At 36.6% G+C, this 25964-nt stretch carries 22 protein-coding genes and 1 tRNA gene; 15 read left to right on the top strand and 8 right to left on the bottom strand.

Going from position 1 to position 25964, the window contains the following annotated elements; genetic code table 11:
• Both BLP52_RS10320 and BLP52_RS10315 read left to right on the top strand, forming a co-directional pair.
• On the top strand, window positions 1-331 hold a 331-nt coding region (locus BLP52_RS10320; RefSeq protein ID WP_091710411.1), incomplete at its 5' end, for a transposase.
• Between the two features lie 94 nt (window positions 332-425).
• Window positions 426-785: a SpoIIAA family protein gene (locus tag BLP52_RS10315; protein ID WP_091710382.1), complete on the top strand. Its 360-nt coding sequence runs from the start codon at window positions 426-428 to the stop codon at window positions 783-785.
• A gap of 30 nt (window positions 786-815) precedes the next feature.
• Here the strand turns inward: BLP52_RS10315 and BLP52_RS10310 are convergent, their stop codons facing one another.
• Window positions 816-1520 carry a hypothetical protein gene (locus tag BLP52_RS10310; protein ID WP_091710381.1) on the bottom strand — a complete coding sequence of 235 codons (705 nt, stop codon included), beginning with the start codon at window positions 1518-1520 and terminating at the stop codon, window positions 816-818.
• A gap of 155 nt (window positions 1521-1675) precedes the next feature.
• On the opposite strand from BLP52_RS10310, the gene BLP52_RS10305 reads away from it, so the two are divergent.
• Complete coding sequence (locus tag BLP52_RS10305; RefSeq protein ID WP_154717850.1) at window positions 1676-2047, top strand: hypothetical protein; 372 nt, start codon at window positions 1676-1678, stop codon at window positions 2045-2047.
• On the opposite strand, the gene BLP52_RS10300 is transcribed toward BLP52_RS10305, so the two are convergent.
• Window positions 2040-2777 (bottom strand): SIMPL domain-containing protein, encoded by a 738-nt coding sequence (locus BLP52_RS10300; protein WP_091710379.1) that lies wholly within the window; start codon window positions 2775-2777, stop codon window positions 2040-2042. The genes BLP52_RS10305 and BLP52_RS10300 overlap by 8 nt on opposite strands.
• Window positions 2778-2927: 150 nt before the next feature.
• Between BLP52_RS10300 and BLP52_RS10295 the strand changes: the two genes are divergently transcribed.
• Both BLP52_RS10295 and BLP52_RS10290 read left to right on the top strand, forming a co-directional pair.
• The gene (locus BLP52_RS10295; protein ID WP_091710378.1) at window positions 2928-4367 is read left to right on the top strand and encodes a ribulose-bisphosphate carboxylase; all 1440 of its coding nucleotides are present in this window, start codon (window positions 2928-2930) and stop codon (window positions 4365-4367) included.
• A 28-nt stretch (window positions 4368-4395) separates the two neighbouring features.
• Window positions 4396-5175 carry a CPBP family glutamic-type intramembrane protease gene (locus BLP52_RS10290; protein WP_091710377.1) on the top strand — a complete coding sequence of 260 codons (780 nt, stop codon included), beginning with the start codon at window positions 4396-4398 and terminating at the stop codon, window positions 5173-5175.
• A 511-nt stretch (window positions 5176-5686) separates the two neighbouring features.
• Here the strand turns inward: BLP52_RS10290 and BLP52_RS10285 are convergent.
• Entirely contained in the window at window positions 5687-6112 is a 426-nt protein-coding gene (locus BLP52_RS10285; protein WP_091710376.1) for an FKBP-type peptidyl-prolyl cis-trans isomerase, read from the bottom strand.
• Window positions 6113-6311: 199 nt separating this feature from the next.
• Here BLP52_RS10285 and BLP52_RS10280 point away from each other — a divergent pair, with 199 nt between their 5' ends.
• Window positions 6312-7769, top strand: coding sequence for an MFS transporter (locus tag BLP52_RS10280; protein ID WP_091710410.1), 1458 nt, complete (start codon window positions 6312-6314; stop codon window positions 7767-7769).
• A 17-nt stretch (window positions 7770-7786) separates the two neighbouring features.
• Here the strand turns inward: BLP52_RS10280 and BLP52_RS10275 are convergent, their stop codons facing one another.
• On the bottom strand, window positions 7787-10126 hold the full coding sequence (locus BLP52_RS10275; protein WP_091710375.1) for a nitric oxide reductase activation protein NorD: 2340 nt from the start codon (window positions 10124-10126) through the stop codon (window positions 7787-7789).
• 225 nt (window positions 10127-10351) lie between these two features.
• Here BLP52_RS10275 and BLP52_RS10270 point away from each other — a divergent pair, with 225 nt between their 5' ends.
• A complete protein-coding gene (locus tag BLP52_RS10270) occupies window positions 10352-11071 on the top strand; it encodes a hypothetical protein (protein ID WP_091710374.1) in 720 nt (239 codons plus the stop codon).
• Window positions 11072-11238: 167 nt separating this feature from the next.
• A complete protein-coding gene (locus BLP52_RS10265; protein ID WP_202905776.1) occupies window positions 11239-11916 on the top strand; it encodes a DUF4145 domain-containing protein in 678 nt (225 codons plus the stop codon).
• Between the two features lie 47 nt (window positions 11917-11963).
• Here BLP52_RS10265 and BLP52_RS14435 read toward each other — a convergent pair whose 3' ends face one another.
• The gene (locus tag BLP52_RS14435; protein WP_154717849.1) at window positions 11964-12110 is read right to left on the bottom strand and encodes a hypothetical protein; all 147 of its coding nucleotides are present in this window, start codon (window positions 12108-12110) and stop codon (window positions 11964-11966) included.
• Between the two features lie 163 nt (window positions 12111-12273).
• Between BLP52_RS14435 and BLP52_RS10260 the strand changes: the two genes are divergently transcribed.
• Complete coding sequence (locus BLP52_RS10260; protein WP_202905775.1) at window positions 12274-15003, top strand: UPF0182 family membrane protein; 2730 nt, start codon at window positions 12274-12276, stop codon at window positions 15001-15003.
• A 158-nt stretch (window positions 15004-15161) separates the two neighbouring features.
• On the opposite strand, the gene BLP52_RS10255 is transcribed toward BLP52_RS10260, so the two are convergent.
• The 3 genes from BLP52_RS10255 to BLP52_RS10245 all read right to left on the bottom strand — a co-directional run bounded on the left by BLP52_RS10255 (window position 15162) and on the right by BLP52_RS10245 (window position 16053).
• Window positions 15162-15234 (bottom strand) — tRNA-Gln (locus BLP52_RS10255).
• A gap of 57 nt (window positions 15235-15291) precedes the next feature.
• Window positions 15292-15696 carry a hypothetical protein gene (locus BLP52_RS10250; protein WP_091710372.1) on the bottom strand — a complete coding sequence of 135 codons (405 nt, stop codon included), beginning with the start codon at window positions 15694-15696 and terminating at the stop codon, window positions 15292-15294.
• A 33-nt stretch (window positions 15697-15729) separates the two neighbouring features.
• A complete protein-coding gene (locus BLP52_RS10245) occupies window positions 15730-16053 on the bottom strand; it encodes a DUF2551 domain-containing protein (RefSeq protein ID WP_091710371.1) in 324 nt (107 codons plus the stop codon).
• Window positions 16054-16210: 157 nt separating this feature from the next.
• Between BLP52_RS10245 and BLP52_RS10240 the strand changes: the two genes are divergently transcribed.
• The 6 genes from BLP52_RS10240 to BLP52_RS10215 all read left to right on the top strand — a co-directional run bounded on the left by BLP52_RS10240 (window position 16211) and on the right by BLP52_RS10215 (window position 25934).
• Window positions 16211-16660, top strand: coding sequence for a hypothetical protein (locus tag BLP52_RS10240; RefSeq protein ID WP_091710370.1), 450 nt, complete (start codon window positions 16211-16213; stop codon window positions 16658-16660).
• Window positions 16661-21599: 4939 nt separating this feature from the next.
• Window positions 21600-22760, top strand: coding sequence for an MFS transporter (locus tag BLP52_RS10235; protein ID WP_091710369.1), 1161 nt, complete (start codon window positions 21600-21602; stop codon window positions 22758-22760).
• Between the two features lie 64 nt (window positions 22761-22824).
• Complete coding sequence (locus BLP52_RS10230; RefSeq protein ID WP_091710368.1) at window positions 22825-24306, top strand: sulfatase-like hydrolase/transferase; 1482 nt, start codon at window positions 22825-22827, stop codon at window positions 24304-24306.
• Window positions 24307-24376: 70 nt separating this feature from the next.
• Window positions 24377-25174 carry a metallophosphoesterase gene (locus tag BLP52_RS10225; RefSeq protein ID WP_091710367.1) on the top strand — a complete coding sequence of 266 codons (798 nt, stop codon included), beginning with the start codon at window positions 24377-24379 and terminating at the stop codon, window positions 25172-25174.
• A gap of 89 nt (window positions 25175-25263) precedes the next feature.
• Window positions 25264-25488, top strand: a complete 225-nt coding sequence (locus BLP52_RS10220; RefSeq protein WP_091710366.1) for a sulfurtransferase TusA family protein — start codon at window positions 25264-25266, stop codon at window positions 25486-25488.
• 26 nt (window positions 25489-25514) lie between these two features.
• Window positions 25515-25934 carry a DsrE/DsrF/DrsH-like family protein gene (locus BLP52_RS10215; protein WP_091710365.1) on the top strand — a complete coding sequence of 140 codons (420 nt, stop codon included), beginning with the start codon at window positions 25515-25517 and terminating at the stop codon, window positions 25932-25934.
• Window positions 25935-25964 lie beyond the last annotated feature (30 nt).

The raw sequence follows: 25964 nt of genomic DNA, 5'->3' as shown, positions 1-25964 counted from the left end.
TGACAGAAGACCAAGAACCAGACCATTGGAAGTGCTTGCGGATTCTGCTTATGATGAGATACAAATCAGGAAATATCTGAGACGCAGAGCGATCAAAAGTAATATTCCTGTTAATATCAGGAATAGGAAATATCCTAAAAGAGGAAGACCTACAAGACTTGAATATGAGTCATATCGGAAAAGAGGGACAATTGAACGATTCTTTGCATGGTTGAAAATGGGATTCAGGAAAATAGCAAGTCGATATGAAAGGCTTAATGTTGTTTTCAAAGGACTACTGGATATTGCATGTTTTCTACTATGCTGGAAAAAGTTTCAAGAGGCGTTTTGAGATAGGTTCAATACAAAAATCCAATGTTCTTATATAATATAGCCTCTTCAATTTTATTGAAGGAAATTGTCTAGTTTGGAATGGGGTGATTTAAATGATAGAACTAATAAAAGACATGCCTGAAAATGTCATTGCTGTCCGAATGAGTGGAAAGGTAACAGGGGATGATTATTATGAAGTACTGGTTCCTGCAATAGAGGGCAAAGTAAAGAAACATGAGAAGGTTCGTTTACTTTACCAGGTGGATACGGATATAAAAATCACTCTCGATGCAATGTTTGATGACCTGAAACTTGGCGTGTATAACTACAACTCCTTTGAAAAGTTCGCACTTGTTTCGGATGTGGGCTGGATGGCAGATGCCGTTAGAATGTTTAAACATATAATTCCAGGTACAGTGAAAACCTATAGTAATTATGAATTTCCGGAAGCTAAGGCTTGGATAAGCGAATAATTTTCATCTTAAGGCAGGAATTTTATCAGCTTATGGAATTGATGCCAATTCAAATGTTTTATTCACAAGTACCTGTTGGCTGAAAGGCATTGTAAGTAAAACGCCTACCGTATAAATTAGAAAATTGAAGACAGCTGGCCATCCAATAAATAGACCTGCATAATATGGAAGGACACCAATAAGAGAAACGATACCTACTAAAAGACTTATCATCACACTTGAGATCATATTTTGCCGGACTATTTTAGTACTTTCTAAAATAGCTTCTGTTATATCATATTCTTTAATTACATAAAGGGGAAGCATATATAGCATAAAAAAGACCGGAATTAAAACAATAGAAATGACTATTAGAAAAATCACAGTTACAATTGCAATACTTACTGATTCTGAGAGAGTAATACCTGCTGCAGATGCTAAAGCAAAAGTGATGAAACCTACAATAATAAGCAGAATTAATGCACAGATAAAGAGCAAAACGATAATCATTACAAAAAGCATGTATTTCCAGCTACGCGCAAAATTACCGGATCTGAAGCCATCAAAAATATCATTTACATTGATTTTTTCCTGTCTTGTGCCTTTTACAAGCATGGATATGTATCCATAAAGAAGAGGAGGAGCTGTGACTACCAGCGTTGATCCTATAGAAAGAATGATCGTTGCTATTCCATAAGCAACAAAATTTCTCAGAACCGTTTTAAGTGAATTCCTTAAAAGATTGACATATTCCATTTGATCACTTTTCTTTTATCCCTCTAAAAAAGAATAATCAAAGAATGGATCATATTCTATTAAAAGTTGTATCATTAATTAATACACTCAAATCAAAATAAAATAAAAAAGCATTTTAATCATAAGTTTCCTGAATTTATAGGGGTTTCACTGTTTTGAATCTATTGATTGCAGCATCCGGTTTACTTTTGGTCGCATTGTGCATTCTTCATATTGTTTTTGGAGAAAAGAACTATTTCAACACAAAAGAAAAAAGAGGAATCGCCGGTTATGTGCCTTATCACCAGATATCAGTTGTAATGTTTCTTGAAGGTGTGGGAATGATATATTCTGCAATTAATTTCAATATGCAAATCCCGGTTTTCATATTGCTTTTGATCCTTGCAAGCCTGACAACTTTTGTAGTAATATGCATAAAAGAAAAAGAAGAAGAAACGATCAAGGATTCAATGCCTCAACTTATCCTTTTTGGAATTGTTCTTCTTCTTATTGTTCTTGGATTTTCTCAGGAACTCCCTGTTACTTAATGATATAAGTGACCTGTACAGACATTGAGACAGTTGATTCGCCTGGACTTATTGGTGTTGAAGCTCCCACAGCTACCGGCATTTCCTGTGCAGTATTATAAATTGCTGATACACCACTATTATCATTTACAGATGAGGTTTTCACTCCTGTGATCTTCACATTCAAAGTGCTTGCAAGCATATCTGCTTTTGAGCGTGAATCATTTACAGCTTCTGAAATAAGCTCATCACGAAGTTGCTTTTGCATCGCATCTGATACGGAGAATGAGAGACTGCCGATCTGATTAGCCCCGGCTGCAGCAGACCTGTCAATGATCTCATTTATCATGTCAAGTTTTGTAGTAGTTATTTGCACATTATTAGAAGCCGAGTAGCCGGTTATGGTTCTTCCTCCGGTATAATTATATTCCGGTGATACCGAAACATAAGAAGTCTGCATTTCCTTATCCTCCAAACCTATAGCTTTTAATTCATTAACTACAGCATTCATTATTGCAGCATTTTCACTACTTGATCCGTTTGCCGTTGTGGCCTGGGTCACAACTCCAATACTAATTGATGCAGTATCTGGAACGACTTTCTGTTCCGCATATCCACTCATAGAAATTGTATGCTCTGCATTTTGTTGTGAATTCCCCTGTGATCCTGCGTACAATGCCGCTGCCATCAGCGCCAGAGCTATCGCCAGAACCAAAAGTAAACTATATAGTTTATTGTTTTCCTGTGACAAATTACACACTCCCTTTTATTTAACATTTAAGAATCTTTGTTAACCCTAATATAACTTTGTTTCAAAATTCTCTTTTGACCTCATATTATAAAGATTCTGATAATTTCTCCTGCCAAAAACTAAAATAGATTGCATGCTCTTTTTATTTGTATGAGCTCAATTCGCGAAGATCTGGTCAAATCGCTAAACTCCAAACAGGAAGCATATGTAAATATGGAATTGCCTGATCCGACAAACGGTGAATATCTTCTTGGTGTTTTTCATCTGAAACCCGGAGGTAAATTCAACATTCTGCAGGCAGCCGCTGAAGTTGCAGCCGAATCATCAACAGGTACTAATTTTAAAGTAAATACAGAAACTTCTTTTTCCAGAGTTATGAATGCTCTGGTATACCAACTTGACTTAGACCGTGAACTCGTATGGATCGCATATCCATGGAGACTTTTTGACAGAGGAGGAAATGTACAGAACATACTCACCTATATTGTTGGTAATATCCTTGGAATGAAGGAAGTTGCAGCCCTGAAACTACTGGATGTGTGGTTCCCTCCATCAATGCTTGAACAGTATGACGGTCCAAGCTATACGGTCGATGACATGAGGAAGTACCTTGATGTTTATGACAGGCCGATCCTCGGAACCATCGTCAAGCCGAAAATGGGACTCACATCTGCTGAATATGCAGAAGTATGTTATGACTTCTGGGTAGGTGGCGGTGATTTTGTCAAGAACGATGAACCACAGGCCAATCAGGATTTCTGTCCATATGACAAGATGGTCAAACATGTCAAGGAAGCAATGGACAAAGCTGTTCGTGAAACAGGACACAAAAAGGTACATTCATTCAATGTTTCAGCTGCTGATTTTGACACCATGATCGAAAGGTGTGAAATGATAGTAAATGCGGGTTTTGAGCCTGGAAGCTATGCATTCCTCATCGATGGAATCACAGCAGGCTGGATGGCTGTTCAGACACTCAGAAGAAGATACCCGGGTGTTTTCATTCACTTCCACAGGGCAGCACACGGTGCATTCACAAGACCTGAAAACCCACTTGGATTCTCAGTACTTGTCCTGTCCAAATTTGCAAGACTTGCAGGTGCTTCAGGAATCCATACGGGAACCGCAGGTGTTGGAAAAATGCAGGGTACACCTGAAGAAGATGTAGTTGCTGCACATGAGATACAGTACATGAGTGCTGAAGGACACTTCTTTAAACAGAGCTGGTCAAAGATACCTGAAACAGATAAGGATGCCATCAATATCGTTAATGTAGATATGGCCCATCATGTAGTGCTTGAGGATGATAGCTGGAGAGGTATGAAGAAATGCTGTCCAATTGTCTCAGGAGGGCTTAATCCTGTAAGGCTGAAGCCTTTTATTGATGTTATGGGAAATGTTGATTTCATAACAACCATGGGATCCGGTGTGCATGCTCATCCCGGAGGAACCCAGGATGGAGCCAGGGCCCTTGTACAGGCATGTGATGCATATCTCCAGATGATCGATATTGAAGAATACGCCAAGAGTCACAAAGAACTGGCACAGGCAATAGAATACTTCACTAAAGCGTCAAAAGATGCCATGTGATTTTTAATATAATTTTAGGCTGGCAGGAATGAAATTCAGGGATATAAGAGACATTGTGGACTGGAATGTCTACTGGCTGCTGTTCATGCTGGCTGAGTTCTCATTGCTGGCAGCACTACCTTATGCCATTACAATGTCAGGTGATGCACTGTATGATATGGCCATGGCAATTCCTACCATTCTGGCTGCACAGTTTGCCAGGTCAACAGTGATCTTTCTGGTCGGTATTTTCACAGGTTTATACCTTGGAAAAAAGGTCGGTCTGAAAACACCGGTACTCAGTTCTCTTTTTGAAGACAGGAGCTTACCTTCTGATTTCAAATCTTCATTCAGTATTTCAGTTCTATATGGTGTAATCATATCATTTTTGATCGTAATCCTTGATACATTGGTTTTTACAAGATATTCAGAATCATTACTGTTATATCTGACAACTCCTCCTCTATGGCAACGATTTTTGTATTCATTCTATGTAGGTGTCACTGAAGAGGTTGTGTTGCGATTCTTTTTAATGACATTCCTGGTGTGGATCACATGGAAAGTAAAGAAGAATTCAGAAGGAAAAGCAACTGATGCAGGTATATGGCTATCAATTATAATGGTAAGCTCGATCTATAGTGTGGTTTACCTGCTTTTTTCCAGGGAAATGATGGACCCTACAATTATTATGCGCGTTGCTGCCTTTAATGGGATAGCAAGTATGGTTTTTGGATGGCTTTACTGGAAAAAAGGACTTGAATATTCTATTATATCCAATATCACTGCTACCATAATGATTTTCGTTGTGTTTGGGTCGCTGGTTCATTAGATGGACAAAATCTCTCTGCAAAAGGACCTGCTATTCATTATTGCTATGACTATTTTTATGCTTATTACCTCTCAGTTTTTACAAATGAAGAATTTAATTAAACTGATATAAAAAACAAATAAGAGAAGAAGAGAAGGCTGGTGGGAATTCTTAGTGACAATAACCCCGGTCTTAAAGACCTGAATCCCCTTTGCTCATACTCCATTATGAATGTGAATAACTAAAGATTACTAAAGCCCGAACGTAACAAACCTAGTGTGTGTGGTTGTGGGAGTAATGTGGCAGGTTTGTTATCGTTCATGTGCTTTTGTATGTTTCGCTTTAGCTTCTTTCAATCAAGGCCATATCGTACCACCGTATATGGTCATGCAATCTTCTGCATGTTCAGCTTGAATGACTGCAATTCCTAGTATTATTTTCTACTATTTAAATATATGTATACTATAATATATAATGAGTATTATTATAATCATATTTTAGATTTAGACAGTTATTTCATAATTTGAGATAATTATGCTTCAACAACTATGATTTTGAAAGTAAGAGCCTTGCCTGCAAGCGGATGGTTAAGATCGAAGGTCACTTCTTCTTCTGTCAGGTCAGCAATCTTTGCAGGAATAGTCTGGCCATGAGGAGACTGAACCCAGAATGTCTTACCGACTTCCATTTCCATGTCAGATCTAACAAGGTCTCTTGATACTGTATCCTTGAGTGCTGCATTGTACTCCCCATAAGCATCTTTAGCTTCGATCCTGAACTCTCTCTCATCTCCGACTTCAAGTCCTTTGACCGCTTCATCAAAGCCTTTGATCACATTACCCGAACCAACTGTAAATTCCAGTGGTTGTCCGTGTGTTTCGGATGCATCGAAAACAGATCCATCATCAAGCAACCCTACATACTCTATCTTTACCGTATCTCCGTCCTTTATTGCCATAAATATCAACTCAATTGAACTTAGTTTCGTAAACTTTAGTGCATCGGAGGTGACGACATTACTTAGATGTTTTGGTAACTGGATTATGGTTTAATCATAATGAGAAATTGAAATAGCTGCAATGGTAACTACAATAGTAACTGCAATGATATTTATAGCAGGAATCCTCTAATTCTCAATAAAACTCATGGAACCAAACATGGAAGCAACAACCAATAGCATTACTCCGCCATCAAAAGATACGGAGAATAATCAGACATCTCAAAAATCACTTTTAGCTGGCAATACACAAAAACAGATAGTGCTGCTCATAGCCATACTTGCAGGTTTTATAACTCCCTTTGACGGTTCGGCAGTGAACATCGCTTTACCCACTATGGGAGCAGAATTCAATATGAATGCTATCTCACTTTCCTGGGTAGCTACAGCCTATCTTCTTTCTTCCGCAGTGTTCCTCGTACCTTTCGGAAAGATTGCCGATATATACGGAAGAAAAAAGGTCTTTCTTTATGGTATAATGATCTTCAGTCTGGCGTCCCTGGCAATGACCATGGTTCCGACAGAAGGAATGCTCATCGGAGTCCGTATGATCCAGGGTCTTGGAAGTGCTATGATCTTTGGTACAGGAGCTGCTATCATTACATCTGTATTCTCTCCCGGAGAAAGAGGTACAGCTCTTGGCATCTATATAACCGCGGTCTATATCGGACTTTCCATGGGTCCGTTCCTTGGTGGAATTATGACGCAGCACCTTGGATGGAGAAGTATTTTCCTTGTCAATGTACCAATAGGTGCCATAGCGATCCTACTTATACTATGGAAACTCAAAGGCGAATGGGCTGAATGCCGTGGAGAAAAATTCGACCTTGCAGGATCGATGATCTATGGTTCTGCTGTTATTGCAGTTATGTATGGTTTCTCAACTCTTCCTGAGATCAAAGGTGCAGCACTTATAGCTTTAGGACTACTTGGTATTGGTCTTTTTGCTCTTTATGAAATGCGAATACCTACACCTGTGCTTGACATAAGTCTTCTCACAAGGAACCGTGTCTTTGCATTATCCAACATGTCTGCACTTATCAATTACAGTGCAACCTATGCTGTCACATTTCTTCTGAGCCTTGATTTGCAATACACCAAAGGATTCACTCCCGGACATGCAGGTATGATCCTTATCGCACAACCTGTCATCCAGGCAATTATTTCACCTGTTGCCGGAAGGCTTTCTGACCGCGTAGAACCCCGGCTAATTGCATCAACTGGAATGGGACTTACAGCAACAGGACTGTTCTTACTGACCTTTGTTACGGAAATTACACCACTCTGGTATATCGTTGGAACACTTGTGCTGCTTGGTGTGGGTTTTGGTCTGTTCTCATCCCCAAATACCAATGTTATCATGAGCTCGGTGGACAAAAGGTTCTATGGCGTAGCATCAGGAATGAATGGTACCATGAGACTACTTGGGCAGATGCTCTCAATGGGTATAGCCATGATGCTGTTTTCCGTTGTAATTGGGCCTGTGGTGATAACATCTGAGTATTATCCGCAGTTCGTTATCAGCATGCACTATGCTTTTATCCTGTTCACGGTTTTCTGCATAATAGGAATATTTGCTTCTCTTGCAAGAGGAAAGAGCTCTTCGAATGCTCGTTGAGCTTTTACCTAATAATTTCAGGTAGTTATCCTCTTATACAAAACCGGAAGAGTTTCAGGAAGCGAACTGGCATCATCAATTATTGTGTATTCAGAATCTGAAAAAATGTTATCAAGATACTTGCCCGGATCAGGATCAACTGTTATGCAGAAAAAGTCAATTCCTTTTGCATTGCTTTCCTGAATTGCAATTCTTGTGTCTTCTTCAGCAATACTTTCTTTATATGCAGTTTCTCCCCGGGAAATGTCAAAAGGTTCACCATCGGATAATAGTATTATTATCTTTGTTCTTGCATCTACCTTTTCCAGTTTCCTGATGGAATGACGAATTGCAGGTCCGAGTCTTGTATTGGATACCGGTTCAAGCAGACTTATCCTGCGTGCAACGGTATCTGATAATCCTTCATCGAAATCTTTTATGACAAAGTATTCAACATCATCCCTGTCCTTCCCGGAAAAAGCGTAAATTGCATAGTTATCTCCTATACTTTCAAGCGCCTGGGTCATGATTATGAGAGAATCTTTTTCAACGTCAAGTATGCTTTTTTCCTCATAATTTACCATTTTGTGGGTTGAATAACTTACATCTACAAGAAAAAGAGTTGCAACATCTCTCTCATGCTTGTCCCATCTCATATAGAGCCTGTCATCAGGATTTACTCCGCATTTCTTCTGAATAAGGGAATCTATGAAGGCATCAATATCGATTTCTGTTCCATCGGTCTGCTGTTTCATCCTGCGGAATGTTTCAGGCTTCATCCTGTTGAATATCTGCTTGATGAGAGCAATTTCATTCCTGTATTGTTCTGATGCTTCGTGATAGTAATCACTGGACATGCCAAAAGGCTCAACCTCATTGACCACAGACCAGTCTGTTTTATAGTCATTTATCACAGCATCCCATTCATCATATCTGTAAGTGCCAAGCATGTTCCAGTTCTTTTTCTCGGCATAGGTAGGACGGCGTTTAGCATGTTCTTCCTGTAATGGATCATTCTCTTCTGTCAGCTTCACTTTGCTTTCGGGAATAAAGTTTTTAATGATATTCTCATGTGAGCGGGTGGAGAGGGAATCCTTGCTGTTGTATGCTCCAATGCTCAAAGCACGGTAATCAAGGTTTTTTAGTAACTCATATTCTTTCTGGCTTAATGGTCCCTCATATTCATCAAGCAACTTATATATCCTAAAACTTGCTTCAAGAGAATCGAGTACAGATGAACCCTCCCTGAAAATACTCTCCAGAAGCATTGGTTTTATCTGGTCAAGAAGAATTCTTGTTTCATTATCAAGATCATAAACAGGTTCGTGGCTGATGGAGATCCACAAAAGTGATTCTATGAAGCGTTCAACTTTGTTTTCAGGAATGGACCTTGTAAGAAGCATTTGGTGCCTTATCCTCTCAAGGTCTGTCCTGACTCCACTGTATCTTTCCATTATCCTGTACTCGACCCTGGCATCTTCCAGAATGCCAAGTATGGTTCCTGCCAGTGCCTGATTGGGAAACAGAGCTATGACATCAGCAATTCCAATAATACCTTCAGCCTGCATTCCTGGAATAGGAAGTCTTTTTTTCATGGTTGAGTATCTTCTTCGAATATCGGCCATAAGTTCTGCCGCTCCATCACGTTCCAGTTCATTGGAACTGAAGCGAATGTGTCCTACTTCATGCATTATGCTGAGTTTGTAGATCTTGTAATTATCTTCAAACTCACCATATCTCCTGATTCTGGGAGCAAGGTAGATCGTATTGCCTGAAATCACAGGATTTATAGAATCCGGGTCATCTTCTGTTCCCAGTGTTCTGCGGGAACGAATGTTAAAATTGACACCAGATAATCCGAGGGCATAGTATCTTAGCACGTTGATTATTTCACTGAGTGCTACAGAACCTTTAAGACTTTCAGCAAATTCCTTTGAATCTTCTGATCTCAGAGAAAAATAAGGTCTTCCTTGTGATGGATTCTCTTCAAAGAGATAAATTCCTTTTAAGGCCCATTCTTCCAGTTCGCTGATATTCAAATCGTTTAAGAGAGGAGCTGAGAATGAAAAATAATCGATTGCCAGATATTTATCCAGATCAAATATCTTCAATCCTGTTCCTGCCCATTTTCTGATGCCTTCTGGACCCGTATTCTTAGCCGCTACAGGAAGGTTTTCAAAGAAAAGTCCTGCTATCATCCAGTCTTTATCAAGCAACATTTTAGCAGTTCTGAGAAGTTCTGAATTATGAGAGAAACTTCCTTTTTTCAAAACATTTAACAAATTATCATGGTAACTTCTTCCGGGAAATCTGGAATCTATTAACTGAAGCAGCTCTTCTTTAGTGATATCTTCATGCTCAGTTTTTTCGTGTGACAAAATGTATCCTCACTCAATGGATCATCAGTTGTGATCTCATTGCCAGTATGCAAATTGTTGCTAATTCTTTATATCTACTATGCAGACAACCTTGTGGACAGCCTATATTTGCTGTAAAGATAACAGTAAATATGGCATATTAGAATTATAACAAGAATGAGGATAGCTCACTTTTGGCTTCTCCTGGTGAAGATATATATAATTTAAGTGCCAAGAGGACGCCTGATGGCAGAAAACGATAACGATCACAGAACAAGGGTGTACACCTTACAGAACGAGACCATCGAAGTATTGTACAATGCCCAGAAAGAAACAAAAACGATTGTCAGGGAGATAAATTCTCATCTTGGAAATCTCATTCCTTCTGCAAGCAGGCAGTCCCTGTATCTGTTCCCTTTCACTGATTCTGTAAACCTCAATGTTCCCATAAAAGCCATCAAGGAAATTTTTTTAAACCAGATAATCCAGATCGAAAGTAACAATTACCTGAAGATCTCCATCGATTATGAAGAAGTTCTGGATTTTATTGATAATATGGAAACCTATGATGCTTTCAAAATAGCTGAACATATCAAAAATGAGTATTTCCACAACGATGAGCATATATTAAAGAGAATTAAAAGTGATTGCAGACGTCTGATTCCAATCGATATTAAATCTTCATCTGATGAGACGGACAAAAGAAACGGAACTGTTATCAAGTTAAGAGCATTAAAAAACCCGTATCAATCACTCAATTGCCTTGAAAGTCTCGGTAAACTTGTTGACATAACCCTGAACAACACTCCCCCTTCAGAAGCAAAAATAATTGAGATACAGCCCGGAGGAGCTCACATCGATGAAACCATGAAGCTTTACTATTTTAAGAACGGAAATGTCCGTCTTGTTTTCAATGATGTTGAATGCACTGAAAAGATGATCGATGCACTTGAATTGGGATGTTGATTTAGTTGTTTTTGCCCTTATATGCTTCTAAATAATTTATATAATGAGGGCATACTTTTATGCTAAACTATGATTTAGCCCATTTATTAAATTTAAGGTTTGGTTAGCGGAGCGAAAAGTAGGATTGAAACAAAATTATTAAATATGTACGCCAAGTTTTTATTATTATGTTTAAAGCAGGTTATGTAGATAAATGTCCACATTGCAGAAATTCTGTAAGATTTGAATCATCAAGAACAGATCGAAGCGGTGCTTTTCAACATATAACGCTTGAAAATGGTATATGTGAGGAAGATGAAGAACCATTTGTTACCTATTCAAAAGTGAATATTTCTATGTGTCCTGAATGCAACAAATTAGTAATTTCTTTAGATGATAATTTAGTTTATCCATTGATTTCTCCAAAAGATCCCTGTCCTTTAGAAGTTCCTCCTTTCATAAGAGAAGACTATGATGAAGCTTGTTTAGTTTCTATTTATAGTAAAAAAGCTTCTGCAGCATTGGCCCGTAGATGTTTGCAAAATATATTTTCAGATCAAGGAATTAATAAAAAAACATTATCATTACAAATTGATGAAGCAATAAATATGTTGCCAGTATATTTAGCAGATGATGTTGATGCAATAAGGCACATTGGTAATTTTGCAGCACATCCTACAATGTATGAGCATAGTTCTGAAATTGTTGAGGTTGAAGATGAAGAACTAGAATGGATACTACATGTGCTAGAACTCCTTTTTGACTTCTTTTATGTACAACCTGCTAAATCAAAAAAGAGGAGAGAACAATTTAATGGAAAGTTAGAAAAAATAGGTAAACCGTTATTGAAGAAGAAAAATCAATAGTTAGATTCCCTTCAAACTTACAAATCTATTTACAAATGATTAATACTCTAAGCCTTCGTAGCCTCCCAAAAAACAATGCTTATTATGTATGCAAGAGTGACAATTCCTAAATTATCCCAGTTACCTGTGTAATACAGGACAAGGACAATTATTGCATATGTTATAGCTTCTGATACTACTCTTTTTAATTTCATAACCACACCCAAATTTAATTTAGGCATTTTAGTAAGCTTTTAACTATATCTGTTTTTCTATTTCACCTTGAATCTCAAAATTTTCCATCTGTTGGATTCTTCAGGGGTGTAATAGATATAAGATAGGAATTAAAATTGATAGCGGGGTGTTTTAATTAAAGATATGAGAATTATTTTTTTCCTGATCGTTGCGTTCTTTTTAGGTATCGGTCCTTTAGTAGGCATATATACTGACTATCTATGGTTCGATATGATAGGATATACTTCCGTTTTCACAACGATATTACAATGGAAACTGATCGCAATAATACCTGGATTCCTGCTCGCGTTCATCTTCCTTTATGTTAATGCCAGATATACAGGAGACTCGGTAAAGAAGATACTGGAAGACAAGGATATTGCATATAATGATACGGATAGTACCTTGATATTGATAGTTATCACAGCTTTTTCATTGCTATTTGGCCTTACATTCAGCAGCAGCTGGAGAATAATTCTTCTATATCTGAATAGTTCATCCTTTGGAATAAACGATCCGATACTCATGAACGATATTGGATTTTATGTATTTCAACTACCGTTCATCCAGATGATCCGTGGGACATTACTGACACTTACTATCATTTCCATCATACTGGTTCTTGGTCTGTACATGTTCAGACTTCAACCCCTTTTCAAGTCAGAAGGAATAGAGATAGATGATGCAGAAGAATCTTATTTCCTTTACCAGACAGGCGGACTGAAGGATATAGTACCTTCCAGGGTTCTTGTTCATCTTTCATTGCTCCTTTCAGTCCTTTTCGCGCTGATAGCATTTGGTTACTTCCTTAACAGATATGACATATTGTTCTCACAGCAGGGTGTGGTCGCAGGTGCAGGCTATACGGATGTACATGTAAGGCTTCCCATATTCAACATACTCACTTTATTGTCCTTCCTGACAGCTATCTCTCTGATAGCAAACATAAAGCTGAAGAATGTGAATATACCGCTTGCAAGTATAATCCTATTGATATTGTTCATCGTTACAAGTTCATTTGTCCCTGATATCTATCAGCAGTTCAAGGTAGAACCTACAGAGATCCAGCTTGAAGAACAATATCTGGAGTACAATATCAATTATACAAGAATGGCATTTGGTCTGTCGAACATAGAAGAGAAGCCCTTTGAAGCAAATGCCGACCTTACTGCTGAAGAACTACAAAATAACACGAATATAACCGAGAATATACGCATATGGGACCGAAGAGCCCTGGAGCAGACCTACAAACAGCTTCAGCAGATAAGGACTTATTACACCTTCAATGATGTAGATACTGACCGATATATGATGTATGGTGGTTACCAGCAGTACATGATCTCTGCAAGAGAACTTGACACCATGCAACTGGCACCTGAAGCCAAGACATGGGTCAATGAACGTCTGGTCTATACACATGGTTTTGGTATTGTAATGAACCCCGTAAGTACAAAGACAGAGGATGGAAGACCGCAGTTCGTGCTTCAGGATATTCCTCCGACCGGAGAGTTCACCGTTGATAACCCACGTATATACTATGGTGAAATCACAACCGACTATAAGATAGCGGATACAGGGAAAGAGGAATTCGATTATCCAAGAGAAGGTCAGAACGTATTCACACAATACGAAGGTCAGAGTGGTATACTTCTGGATTCGTTAACCAAGAGACTGATATTCGCTTTCGTATTTGGCGAATATAATTTCATCCTGAGTGAATATATAGATGATAGTTCCAGACTGATGTATCACAGGCAGATCGTAGACAGGGCACAGACCATAGCCCCGTTCCTTGAATACGATAGTGACCCTTATCCTGTTATCTATGAAGGAAAGATCTACTGGATTATCGATGCATTCACAACTGCTGACAAATATCCATATTCTGAAAGCTACTACGGAGATAAGTTCTATAATATCAATTATATACGCAATTCTGTGAAGGTTGTTGTGGATGCCTATGACGGAACAGTGGATTTCTACGTTATGGAAGATGAGCCGGTGGTCAATACCTATTCAAAGATATTCCCGGAGCTTTTCAAACCTTTCAGCGAGATGCCGGAAGGCTTGCAGGAACATATCCGCTATCCAAAGGATTTCTTCAAGGTACAGATGGACCTGTATGAAAATTACCACATGAAGGATGCAGAGACTTTCTACAATAAAGAGGACGCCTGGGCAATACCAAGAGAAGTATACCGTGGAACCAGTATTGATATGGAACCTTATTACATGATCACCAAACTTCCAAATGACGGCGGACTTGAATATGTCCTGTTACAGCCGTTCACACCAAGGAACAGAGAGAACATGATCGCCTGGATAGCAGCCAGATGTGACAATCCGAACTATGGAGAACTCAAACATTACGAACTGCCAAAAGGAGAACTCATTTACGGCCCGACGCAGATAGAATCCAGGATAGATCAGGATCCTGACATCTCAGAGCAGCTGACACTTTGGGGCCAAACAGGTTCCAGGGTCATCAGAGGTAATCTGCTGGTTGTGCCGATAGGCAACTCCATATTGTACACAGAACCTATATTCATCAGTGCCGAAGAGTCGGAGATACCTGAGCTTAGAAGGGTCGTGGTTTCATCCGGACAGAAGGTTGTTATGGGAGAAGCCCTACAGGAATCACTGCAAATGCTTGTAGAGGGCAGAATAACTGAAGGAAATGGTGGGCAGAATACAGAGGTCCCAACAACTGCAAGAGAACTTGCACAACAGGCTCTGGATCATTATAACAAGGCACAGGAATATCTGGCAGATGGTGACTGGGCAGGTTATGGCGAGGAGATGGATAAAATGAAAAAGATTCTCAATCAGCTGACCCAGACACTTGATGGAGCAGATATTAACACCTCTGGCTGAGAAGAATTCACTTTTTTCAGAGAAGGGATATGGCTTGGCTATTTGGTTGGCCATTAACCCTCACTTTTTTAGTTGAGTAGAAAAGATTCTGGAGAACTGACTTTTGTAATTGTAAAGTTAAAAGGGTATAAGAAAGATTTGATGTGAAAAATGAGTTATAGCCCGGCACGGATTCGAACCGAGGTTGCGGGATCCAGAGTCCTGCATGATTGACCACTACACTACCGGGCTACGGTGAATGCATCTCCTTAATTGTAAAGCTTGTATATTAAGGTATCGGACGGATGGTTATTCCAGACCTTCCGGATTTTCATTTAGAACAGCAGTCCACCACCATCTGGCCATATCAACAAGGTCTTTGCTGAACTGACCTGACAGGCGATATTCGTGGTCTTTGTGAATAATTAGGCCGGCGCCTAACAGTTTATTGCGCATGGCATAGAATGAAGCACGTCCTATATCGAGTTCCTGAAGAAGAGCTTCCCACTCACTTGTCTTGATAGGATTACCTGCTTTTTGACGATCTTCGACCATTATGAGAAACTTCTGACCACGAATGGCAGTTGCCTCTTCCTGAAAGAGGCGTCTCATTAGGTTATAATACGGGTCTCTGGAGTGAGTGATACGGGAATTTGAGTCAGAACGTATAACGATCGTAGTAGATGTACGCGGTGCGTTTTTTACTATGGACATTGTGATTAGGGTATGCTAGCGTGGTTCACGAGTTTAACAGCCTGAAGATGACGACCCAGCTTCAAGAGCAGATTTTATCATATCCTCATATTCTTCCTTCAAAGAATAAACTATTGGAGTTTTGTAAGACTCTTTATGAGATCTGAGTACACCCAGCTTGGAGTAGATATAACCTACCATGGATGCTACTGCACTACGCGAAATATCATACTTTTCAGTGATATTTGCATGCAACTCATCTACTGTTGTCTCTTTTACTTTAAGGAAAATTGATAATATATGGCTACGCAGTCCATTTACATCCAGTTCTATGAACTTCTGTAACCTTCGTTTTATTTTTGCGCGAATTGAGTCCATTACTTCACCTCAGATATAGCACAAAATTTTATATGTATTTCAATCTATATATATGTTTTTAAAATTTTATAACATGAAGCTAATAATAAGCACTTAAAAGTAAAAAGACTAATATTATAACTGCATTATTCCAACTCTCAATTTTTCCGGTGACGATATGAATATAAAATACGATGTGGAAAGTAACGTCATGCAGATCGATGATATCGACCTTTATCCTGAAAACCTTGACCGCAACTTTATAGGAATCTGTAAATCCTGCAATTCAGATGTCACCAGTATTAGTTATCATGTTCATGACAGTGGTATGGTAGTTGCAGGTAAATGTACTTCCTGCGACATAATTTATGCAATATTCTACGATACAGAATGGAATTGGCAGGGTGAAGAAACCATTTTGGATTTCTTCAATATCAATAACAGTAGCAATATTAAATTTCTGGATAACATTGATCAAAAAAAACTGGAAACTGTTTTCACTCCTGCTGAAACCAAAGCAATGTATGCAAAAGCAAGAGGAGAAAAGTATGTCCGGCAATATCTGTATCGTGCCAGAAAAAAGTATAATGATTTTTATGAATTGTTTGGAATACAAATTAACATATGAGTAATTCTAAACATATGTATTCATGTCATACAGCGCAAAATACTTTTTAAATTTAATTATTATTTACAAGCAATAGTTTAATGAGTTTAGATTAAAATGTTACTATTATTATAATTATACATATCATTTGCAACTGATAGGAGTTGCAAACCATAAAGTAGAATAGTATTCTATCAAAATAAATTAATTATAATGTTATGTTTTTTTAAATAAAACTGATGATAATTGAAGAGTATGCATAAAATATCAAAGATAAAATATTAATAAATTTGTTATGAATAATAGTGCATACAATAATTATAAATAGCAACATTTGCATACATAAATTGGTGAGGGAATAAAGCATTCAATTTTCCTGATAGAGCTTTTATAACACCCACTAACCATCTATATTGTACCACCATCGTTTGTTCCCTCATCTATCAGGAACCTATACTTATCTTTTCTTTGAATCATAATTAGATGACATTCATTTATTTGAAATAAGAATACCTTACTCTTTAAAGAAATCATACAATTATACTATTAAACAAAACTAGTTTACCATAATTATATATAATATTACATAAAAAGTAACTGTTGCATAGTGTAGGAGTGAACTATAATAAGTCCTCCTAAGGCCTGTAAGGATAACCACTAACTGCCTAGCCTAACCCTAACATGTTCCTATCAGGCCTTTATTTATCGCACAGTTTATTACTGTCAATTTTTGAAAAAAGGATAATATTTGATTCTTAAGCATAATTGATGTTCTTTATTTTTCTTATTCTTGCAAGAATATTGTGTTATGTGATTCAACTAACTTAGTTGAATAAACATATATATAGGATCAGTTACAGAGTAACAAATGCACAAAAAGATATAAATTCTTGAAATTTTCATAAACTTGTGCCTCCTGTTGCCTGATAAGTATCAAGTACCGAGCAATAACCCTAACATGCCTCTTATCAGGCAATCATATTTTGATTTTCAACTATCAGAACTTTAGTTTCAGAAGTTTATTTCCTAATGTAATAAATATAAACATAGCATAAACATGTTCTGTAGATAGGCCATAATATCGCACCAACTGAAAGCATAAATCATTTTTCCAATGATCAAATGTTCTTGTCCTATCTACATTACTAAAATGAAACACTAGTAGCAATTGATTTCATATAAACAAAATAAGTTCCATCTTTATTATAAAAACTATTTGTTACAAATAATCTGGAAAAATCTATATTTCTAAACATAGCTTCATGCTATCATAAATAGAAGAAAAATATAATTTCTATTAACCATTAGGCATTAGTGGTTACCTTATGGGACAATTACCCAGTTACCCGAATTTCATTTTGTCCCATAAGGCTTTCTCGGCTATTCCAAACATTTTATACCAACTGATAATTATGTTCTGAAACATTGTTTGTGGTTTAATGCTTTTCTTACATTTAACAAGGAATCACTGCAGGAATATCTTCTAAATATACAATAACAAATCTTTGAGATTACTCTATAAATCAAGTTTAGTAATTTAGTTTCTTTTCCTTTTATCTATAAGGTGAAAGATAAAAGTAATTAGCGCTTCTGTTTAAATTCGATTCAACCGGAAGCGTATAGTGGTGTTGTTTGGGGCTCAAAAACACCACGATAAGAAACCTTGATTTATGGTAAATTGCTGTGAAACATAGATCAATATGGTAACTAAAGGGCAGAATTTACATAAATTGAGTGGGGAATAAAATTTAGCCCGGTTGCCTGATGAGGATATAACTCGTACCACCACCAATAAAATATCCTTATCAGACTCTTTTATTTTAATTTGTGTAATACCGTAACTAAGAATGATGCATAATATAGTACTAATATACGTTAGCTAAGATGTGAATATTATTTATTGCTTATAATAACTGGTTAATGTTCAGGAATTAATAAGTAACTACAAAATATTGTTTAGGATTAGTGACATCTTATTAGGTGAAGCATAATAACATTTATTGCAATTCCTCATACTGCACCATAACATAACACAAGAGTTACATTATGGTTTCTGAAATTAACAATAAATATTAGAAACAAGCCAGCAACTTTTTAATATTAACATCATTGAAAATAATAACCGTATTATTTATTCAAAAAGCATTATGAATAAAAATGAAGTTTTTTTAAATAGCATAGTAAACAAATGAATAGATTGGAGTACGGGACTAAGCGTGCTGGGGAGTGGCTTAGATATTGATCTTGTAACAGAAATCAAATTTGGTAGCTGAATTTGTTATAAGATTAATACTTCAACATCGTCTGATAGGGGATCAAAATACATCATACCAACCAATGATCTATACCTCCCCCTATCAGACATGAGATTAATAGTTGCCTTATGTTACAAACCTATCCGATAAATCTCTCATTTTCCTCATAAGGCAACTTTTATACCCGTCTATCAATTTTTGATACAAAAATTAATATAAGATTTTAATATAAGATTTTGCATAGTTACCAAATTACCTGATTTTTTTAGTTTGAATCCAACACATAATTATTTAACATGCTGCTTTTTGTGGATATTGAAAATATTATACTTATGATGCAGATAACGTTGTCATAAATAATAAGGGCATCAACATTTCAGAAGGTGTTGTAAATAAAAATGCAGTTAGTTGATATAACTTAGTGAACATATAAATAAAATGGAGTATGGGACTAAGCACGCTGGGGAGTGGGTTTAGGGAATATTAATCATATAACTAATCAGGTGGTATGGGGTTATATGATTAATATGCTTCAATTTAGCCTGATAGAGGAAAATCATAATATACCAACCAAACAACCAAAAGTCTGTGCAATCCTCTATCAGACATCTCATTCATTGTTGCCTTAAGTGGAAGAAACGTATTGTCCTCCGATACCTGTAACAACCAACCCTTCCACACAAGGCAACTTCTTTTAGCTTTCCAACGGATATTTTATGAGAGATACATCTCAATCTAATATAGATATTAAATTTATTTTTGCTTCATTCTCTTAGATGCTTTTAACCTTATTAAAAATAATAACAACATTATTATTTCAGAGACCTTTATGAATAAAAATACAATTTTTTTATATATCATGTTAAACAAACAAGTAAACGGGAGTAAGCGACTAAGATACTAAGCACTCGGGGGAGTGAGTTTAGTGAATATTAATCATATAACAAAATTTGGTGTTGCTAGGTTATATGATTAATATGCTTCAATTTAGTCTGATAGAGGATGATCATAAAAAAGTCTGTGCTATCCTCTATCAGACATAGCGCTTGTTGCCTTATGGTCTTATGCAAGGGAAAACATGTACCCGACAACATCTCCAAAATGTTCTGGCACTATAAGTGCAACTTCTTTTACTTATTAATGTATCTGTCTGGTATAAGTTAGGAAGTATTGAAAAACAGATGAATTCCTGCGAAAACTTCAAAGTGTCACCAAAAAAGTAAGATGTAACTACATTTAGTTACATCTAATTCTATACTTTGGCGTATATTGCAATGTAACAATATTCTGTTACACATATAATTTACAACTTGAAGAAATAAATTGATACATTAACATATATTTATAAAAACACACTTAATTAATTGTTGATTTCGTACTAATACGAACAAAAACGCTATTTTTGGCTATTTTTGGGGATTTTGTGAACAAAATCTGTGAATTATAATAATTTAAGCGCGGAGATATAATCACAGATTATAATTTAGTCAAGTTTAGAAATTAATATTAAAAGTTCATGAAAAAAAGCTGATGCTACAAATAATAATTATAGAAGTTTGTTCAACATTTTATTATAATTTTAATTGTTAGTCAACAGTGAAGTGTTTTTTATTATGTGTTTCTTGTACAAAACAAATTATATTCAGCTATTTTTATTTAATAGCTTTCGATACGTTTACTCTAGAGTCACAGCACCGAAAACACCAATCTAAAATCTGCGCGGATTTTCTGAACAAGCCGTAAAAAATGAGCTTACTTTTAAGTAAAAGTTGTAAAGTCTAAGTCCTATTTTCTGTGATCTCAAACAAAAACATCCATATTCCTATAGTCTATAGGAATGAAAATGGGATTTTCCAAAAATCGTCAAAAAGGGTATGTTTTTCTGAAATCGGCTATTCCAGAGTATATAGGAATATGGGTGTTCTGAACTCCAACCCTAACATGATCTACACAAAAGTATCAGGATAAATTATAGTAATTCCAACATAGACCTTATTCATATAGTCATTGTAATTAGGATGTTCTGCGACTATATAATTATCATCGGCAAAAAACGGTATCAAGCTAACAAACAATATTCTATTAATTAAATAAGATGTATGTTAGAACTGGTTGGGCATGACATTTTAGCCTACATAATTAAAATAAAAATTTGGAATAACCCAATTTACTAAAAATTAGTTGAAACAATGTTTTGTGAAATCCGCAAACATTAATAATAAATATAGCATGTATAGAAAATTGTAATAAAAATTATATATTTAGTAAATTTAGGTTAATACTTATTAATTTAATCATGCAAGTTTGATTAAATTAAGACTATATTTATAATTAAGAATTTGTATTGCTTTGTCTATACTCAGCTAGCAATAAATAAATAAATAAAAATATACATATAATAATAACACATACAAATTATTAATACTTATTATTAATTAAAATTCATACTATTTTTTTAAAAAATTAAACAGATAATATTATATGTATACTATATTATATACTAACAAATTATTTTAGACTGGCTTGTGCTCGTTTCCTCTTTTGCACATAACATATACACTCAAATATATAGATTTTGATTTACGGTAACACACTGTAAAAATGTAAAGGAACCTGTTATTGACACACGCTCTATAAAAACTTAAACAGGTCCAGAACTTAAAACTAAATAACATGTCAATAATAATCATCCGCGAAGGAATTGTATGACAAAAGAACGTTTTTTCATTTACTCCACTGTATTCCTCATTATGGGTTTATCCAATTCAGTTATTCCTGTATTACCAGAAATTGCCTCTGCTTCCTCAGTAGGACCTGGCACCATTAAATATACTTTACTCTTTTCCGGATACTTTATCGGAGCATTATTAACTTTGATACCGTTCGGATTTATAGCAGACAGGTACAGTCACCTGAAACTGATCATTCTTGCTATTTCCCTTACAGCAATTTCCGGCATAATGCTCACACTAACCAGTAATACCTATCTCATGATAATAGCAAGAATACTGGAAGGTTGCGCGTGTGGTGCTTTTTTCCCACCTGCATATGCAATTCTTGCAGAATATCAAAACAAGAATCGATACCTTGGAGAATTCAATTTTCTCCTCAACGCAGGGCTTGCATCAGGAGCAGTAGCTGCAGGCTTTCTGGCAGATGGATACGTCAAAGGAGCAATCATACTTTTCACAGCACTGGCATTGATAGTATTCTGTTTTGGAATGATCATACCCGGGACTTATCAACAAGGAAGTAAAAATAATGATCAAATATCAAAAACAGGAAAAGAACCACATTCATACGATATCTTCCTGAATGAAACAAAAAAGATCCTTGGCATAGCATTAAACCCAATGTACATCACAACATGGATAATTGCATTCTTCATTTTCGGAATAACAGGAGTAATGCTTGCGTACTATCCACAGTACAGCAGTGGAATGCTTAGCAAACCAGAACTTGGAATTGTGATAGCTATTGTATATATTAGTTCCATGGCCACTAATCTCATTGCAGGAAGATTGAATATCAATTACAGGAAAATGATAAATTCAGGAATCATACTTGCTGCTGCAGGAGTTATAGTCTCCATAAAATATCCACTTACAGGCTTTACACTCCTTGGAATAGGTTCAGGAATTGGTATGATAGGCTTGCCTATAGCTGTTTCTTACATGGACATTGATAAAAATGATAAAGGAACGAGTATGGGTATCTTTACTACATACACATACATGGGACTTGCATTTCTGCCCATGATCATGGGGTATTTTACAAAATTCGGATACCAGATTATGTTTACAGGAACTGCAGTGCTCATGATCCTCACACTTTTGCTGAAAAACAGTAACAAAAACAATAGTTAACTTAAATAAATTAACTAAAACTAAATAGAAACTTTATTATGGAGACATCTTGTTCCTTAGATGGATGGCACTAATAAAAAACGTAAAAATGATTTACCCTAAAAGAAAAACTGATGCCTTACATCTATTTTCAATTTGTTGTATCTTTTTACTGATAGTCTGCTTTTTCATAGCTCCTGCAGAAGCAAATTCAATTGCAGAAATTGGACCGGTAAATTCTCCCCACGGTGCTGTAATTCTCATCATTGACGGCTTAAGTTCATGTTACATCTATCCTGAATACACACCCTATGCAATAGATGGATCAGTGCTTGAAAAAGCAGATGTTCCAAAAATGCAGGAGATATTCGGAAATAATTGCAGGATACTGGATGTAACAGTGCCCCAGACATTTACAGAAGGAGGACATTCAGTGATTGCCACAGGTTACTCCAAAGCAGATTCTGAACTCACCGGCTCTTCAGGATCAACAATCTTTGACATTGCACACGATTATGATTATCTTACATTTGCGATCATGGAGAAAGGAGATTCATATGGATTTTGCAGTAAGCAAAATGTAGTGATGCATGATACGGAGAACTCCATAAATGAACCCGGAATAGTAATTGAAACAAATATGCTCACAGATAGTACGGCCAAAAGTATCTCACTTGACATTACCGAATTAATGCAGTCACATTCTTCCATGTTGCAGAAAAAACTTAATCAGTATCCAGAAGGCTCAATTGAGCGTTACAATGAATACAACATCTGGGCCATAGAGGCCGGAATTGATGTAATTGAATACATGAAAAAAGAGTATCCTGAACAGAATTACATATTAACAATAAATGCAGGTGCCGTTGACAGTGCAGGCCACTACAAAAAGAATAGTGGTTACGTTTCATGCATTGAGGGAATAGACAATGCAAGCTACTCGCTTTATGAAACATGTCTTAAAAATAACCTGGCTTTTGTACTTACAGGCGATCACGGGATGGCATTCCCTACAGATGATTCTAAAGGTGGACATCAGGCAGAAAAATATTCAGTGATGACCGAATCACAGAAAGTTCCACTGGTAATCGCAGCAAATGATATCGAAAATGTTGTTGTAGGCGGGATTCTTAAACAGGAAGATATCGCACCAACAATTCTGGAAGTATTAAACATTCCGGGAAAACTGAGACTTGCCGATGGAGAGGTAATTGAACTGAAAAATTACGCTAATATTGAAGCGATTATTCCAGAAGAAGGTGAATTAACTCTTAGTAGAAATGATGAAGTTCTCTTCAGAGATAATGTCATGGAAAACATTGCCTTGCAGGGCCTTGAACCAGACATTGAATATGTGCTAACATTCAAACCTTCATCAGATCCGGATAATACTGTACAGCAATCTTTTCGTGCAGGATCAGATAATTCTGTCAGCCTCTTAACATCAGAACAGCATTCCAAAAGTGATAAATCCTATCAAAACCCTCGTTATATAACAGGAGGAATCCTGATAGTTGCCGTGAATCTTATAGGATTGCTACTGATACAGAAAGTACTGAAACAATAGCTATATACGCCCACTCAATTACACATAGCCTCAATAAAGTTGCTAAAATGGGTAAAAAGGAATTGATGCCATGCAAGAAGTTTTACATAAACTTTTGCAGGATACATTTGATATCTTCAAATCAGAAGATGCACTGGTACGTGTAAACTCATCGAAAGCCTTGATAGTCGGGGACATTCATGGGAATCTGGAAGCGCTTGAATTTATCCTGTATATTCGCAAAGCACTGAAATGTGACCATATTGTTTTTCTTGGGGATTATGTTGACAAAGGACCGCATTCTTCTGAGGTTCTCGAAAGGATCCTTAAAATGAAATTAAGAGAACCTGAAACTTTTATTTTACTAAGAGGAAACCATGAAACCAGAGAAATGAATAGGATTCATGGTTTTTATGATGAAATATTGGACGAAGAGTTGTTCATGGAAGCAAACCGCACATTTGAGGAAATGCCAATTTCTGCAGTCATCAATGATTCAATATTCTGTGTTCATGGAGGAATTCCTGGTCCAGTAGACCTGAAAAGCATAAATAAAGAAGAAGCTTTTCACTTTTTATGGAATGATCCAAGCGGCTGTGATGGCATCAGTGCATCAATTCGCGGACCCCGCCCTCAATGTTTCGGTGAAGATGTTTTTACCGAATTTATGGATAAGAATGAACTTTCTCTGATGGTACGCGGGCACACTGCTCTCTTTACAGGTCATGCATGGTGTTTTGATAAAAAGATGCTATCGATATTCTCATGTCCGGAATATATTGGAAAATCCAATAATGCTTCTTTTGCACTGCTAAAAGATAAGGAATTATCAATAATTACATTTGGAAGAACTGGTAATTGTTATTCACTAATCAGGAATAGCTTCTGATTCACAATTGTTAAATAGACTTAGAGAACATATATTATTGTAATAATAGGAATAGGCATTTTTAGAAATTCTGAATATGGGGAGAACAGATGACAGAAACAAATATTGATGTGAGAGGGCAGACATGTCCTGTCCCTCTTGTAGAATGTCGCAAAGCAATACGAAAAGCTGCTCCTGGTGATGAAATAATAATACTGGGAACGCATCCTGCATCCAAAAAAGAAATACCCATGGCTTGTGAAGCAATGGGACTTGAAGTTGTGGAAGTAGACGAGAATACTGACAAAGAGTGGAAGATCCGTATCAAAAAGTGAAATTATGTTGGGGAATGGGTGAATGAATGACAGACAAAGCAGTGATAGTAGCGCATAGTGGCGATCTTGACAAAATATACAGTGCACTTATTGTTGCAAATGGTGCACTTTCCATGGGAATGGATGCTTCTATTTTTTTCACGTTCTGGGGTCTTCAATGCCTTAAAAAGAACGGACTTGATAAAGGACCACTTTCGAGGATGAATTTACTCGGACTTGGAAAATGGATGGTTAAAAGCAGGATGAAAAAAGCCAATGTTGTTTCACTTGATAAACTCATGGAAGATTACAAGGAGCTTGGTGGGAAAGTGATCGCCTGTGAGATGACCATGGAGATCATGGGCATCAAAGAAGAGGAACTGAATAGCCAGTGGATAGATGAATACGGCGCTGTTGGCACATATATTATGGAAGCGAAGGATGCTAAGATAACTCTATTTATCTAAGAATCCGTAAATTAAGAAGAAACAAACAGG

Source organism: Methanolobus vulcani (assembly GCF_900100715.1).
GTDB classification, from domain to species: Archaea; Halobacteriota; Methanosarcinia; order Methanosarcinales; family Methanosarcinaceae; genus Methanolobus; species Methanolobus vulcani.
The sequence above is the reverse complement of the archived record's forward strand: the minus strand, read 5'-3'. Positions and strand labels throughout refer to the sequence as shown.

What these genes read in the sequence shown, in the direction of transcription:
- BLP52_RS10315 (WP_091710382.1), top strand. Translation starts at nt 426, where the DNA reads ATGATAGAACTAATAAAAGACATGCCTGAAAATGTCATTGCTGTCCGA.
- BLP52_RS10310 (WP_091710381.1), bottom strand. Translation starts at nt 1,520, where the DNA reads ATGGAATATGTCAATCTTTTAAGGAATTCACTTAAAACGGTTCTGAGA.
- BLP52_RS10295 (WP_091710378.1), top strand. Translation starts at nt 2,928, where the DNA reads ATGAGCTCAATTCGCGAAGATCTGGTCAAATCGCTAAACTCCAAACAG.
- BLP52_RS10290 (WP_091710377.1), top strand. Translation starts at nt 4,396, where the DNA reads ATGAAATTCAGGGATATAAGAGACATTGTGGACTGGAATGTCTACTGG.
- BLP52_RS10285 (WP_091710376.1), bottom strand. Translation starts at nt 6,112, where the DNA reads ATGGCAATAAAGGACGGAGATACGGTAAAGATAGAGTATGTAGGGTTG.
- BLP52_RS10280 (WP_091710410.1), top strand. Translation starts at nt 6,312, where the DNA reads ATGGAAGCAACAACCAATAGCATTACTCCGCCATCAAAAGATACGGAG.
- BLP52_RS10270 (WP_091710374.1), top strand. Translation starts at nt 10,352, where the DNA reads ATGGCAGAAAACGATAACGATCACAGAACAAGGGTGTACACCTTACAG.
- BLP52_RS10265 (WP_202905776.1), top strand. Translation starts at nt 11,239, where the DNA reads ATGTTTAAAGCAGGTTATGTAGATAAATGTCCACATTGCAGAAATTCT.
- BLP52_RS14435 (WP_154717849.1), bottom strand. Translation starts at nt 12,110, where the DNA reads ATGAAATTAAAAAGAGTAGTATCAGAAGCTATAACATATGCAATAATT.
- BLP52_RS10260 (WP_202905775.1), top strand. Translation starts at nt 12,274, where the DNA reads ATGAGAATTATTTTTTTCCTGATCGTTGCGTTCTTTTTAGGTATCGGT.
- BLP52_RS10250 (WP_091710372.1), bottom strand. Translation starts at nt 15,696, where the DNA reads ATGTCCATAGTAAAAAACGCACCGCGTACATCTACTACGATCGTTATA.
- BLP52_RS10245 (WP_091710371.1), bottom strand. Translation starts at nt 16,053, where the DNA reads ATGGACTCAATTCGCGCAAAAATAAAACGAAGGTTACAGAAGTTCATA.
- BLP52_RS10240 (WP_091710370.1), top strand. Translation starts at nt 16,211, where the DNA reads ATGAATATAAAATACGATGTGGAAAGTAACGTCATGCAGATCGATGAT.
- BLP52_RS10235 (WP_091710369.1), top strand. Translation starts at nt 21,600, where the DNA reads ATGACAAAAGAACGTTTTTTCATTTACTCCACTGTATTCCTCATTATG.
- BLP52_RS10230 (WP_091710368.1), top strand. Translation starts at nt 22,825, where the DNA reads ATGGCACTAATAAAAAACGTAAAAATGATTTACCCTAAAAGAAAAACT.
- BLP52_RS10225 (WP_091710367.1), top strand. Translation starts at nt 24,377, where the DNA reads ATGCAAGAAGTTTTACATAAACTTTTGCAGGATACATTTGATATCTTC.
- BLP52_RS10220 (WP_091710366.1), top strand. Translation starts at nt 25,264, where the DNA reads ATGACAGAAACAAATATTGATGTGAGAGGGCAGACATGTCCTGTCCCT.
- BLP52_RS10215 (WP_091710365.1), top strand. Translation starts at nt 25,515, where the DNA reads ATGACAGACAAAGCAGTGATAGTAGCGCATAGTGGCGATCTTGACAAA.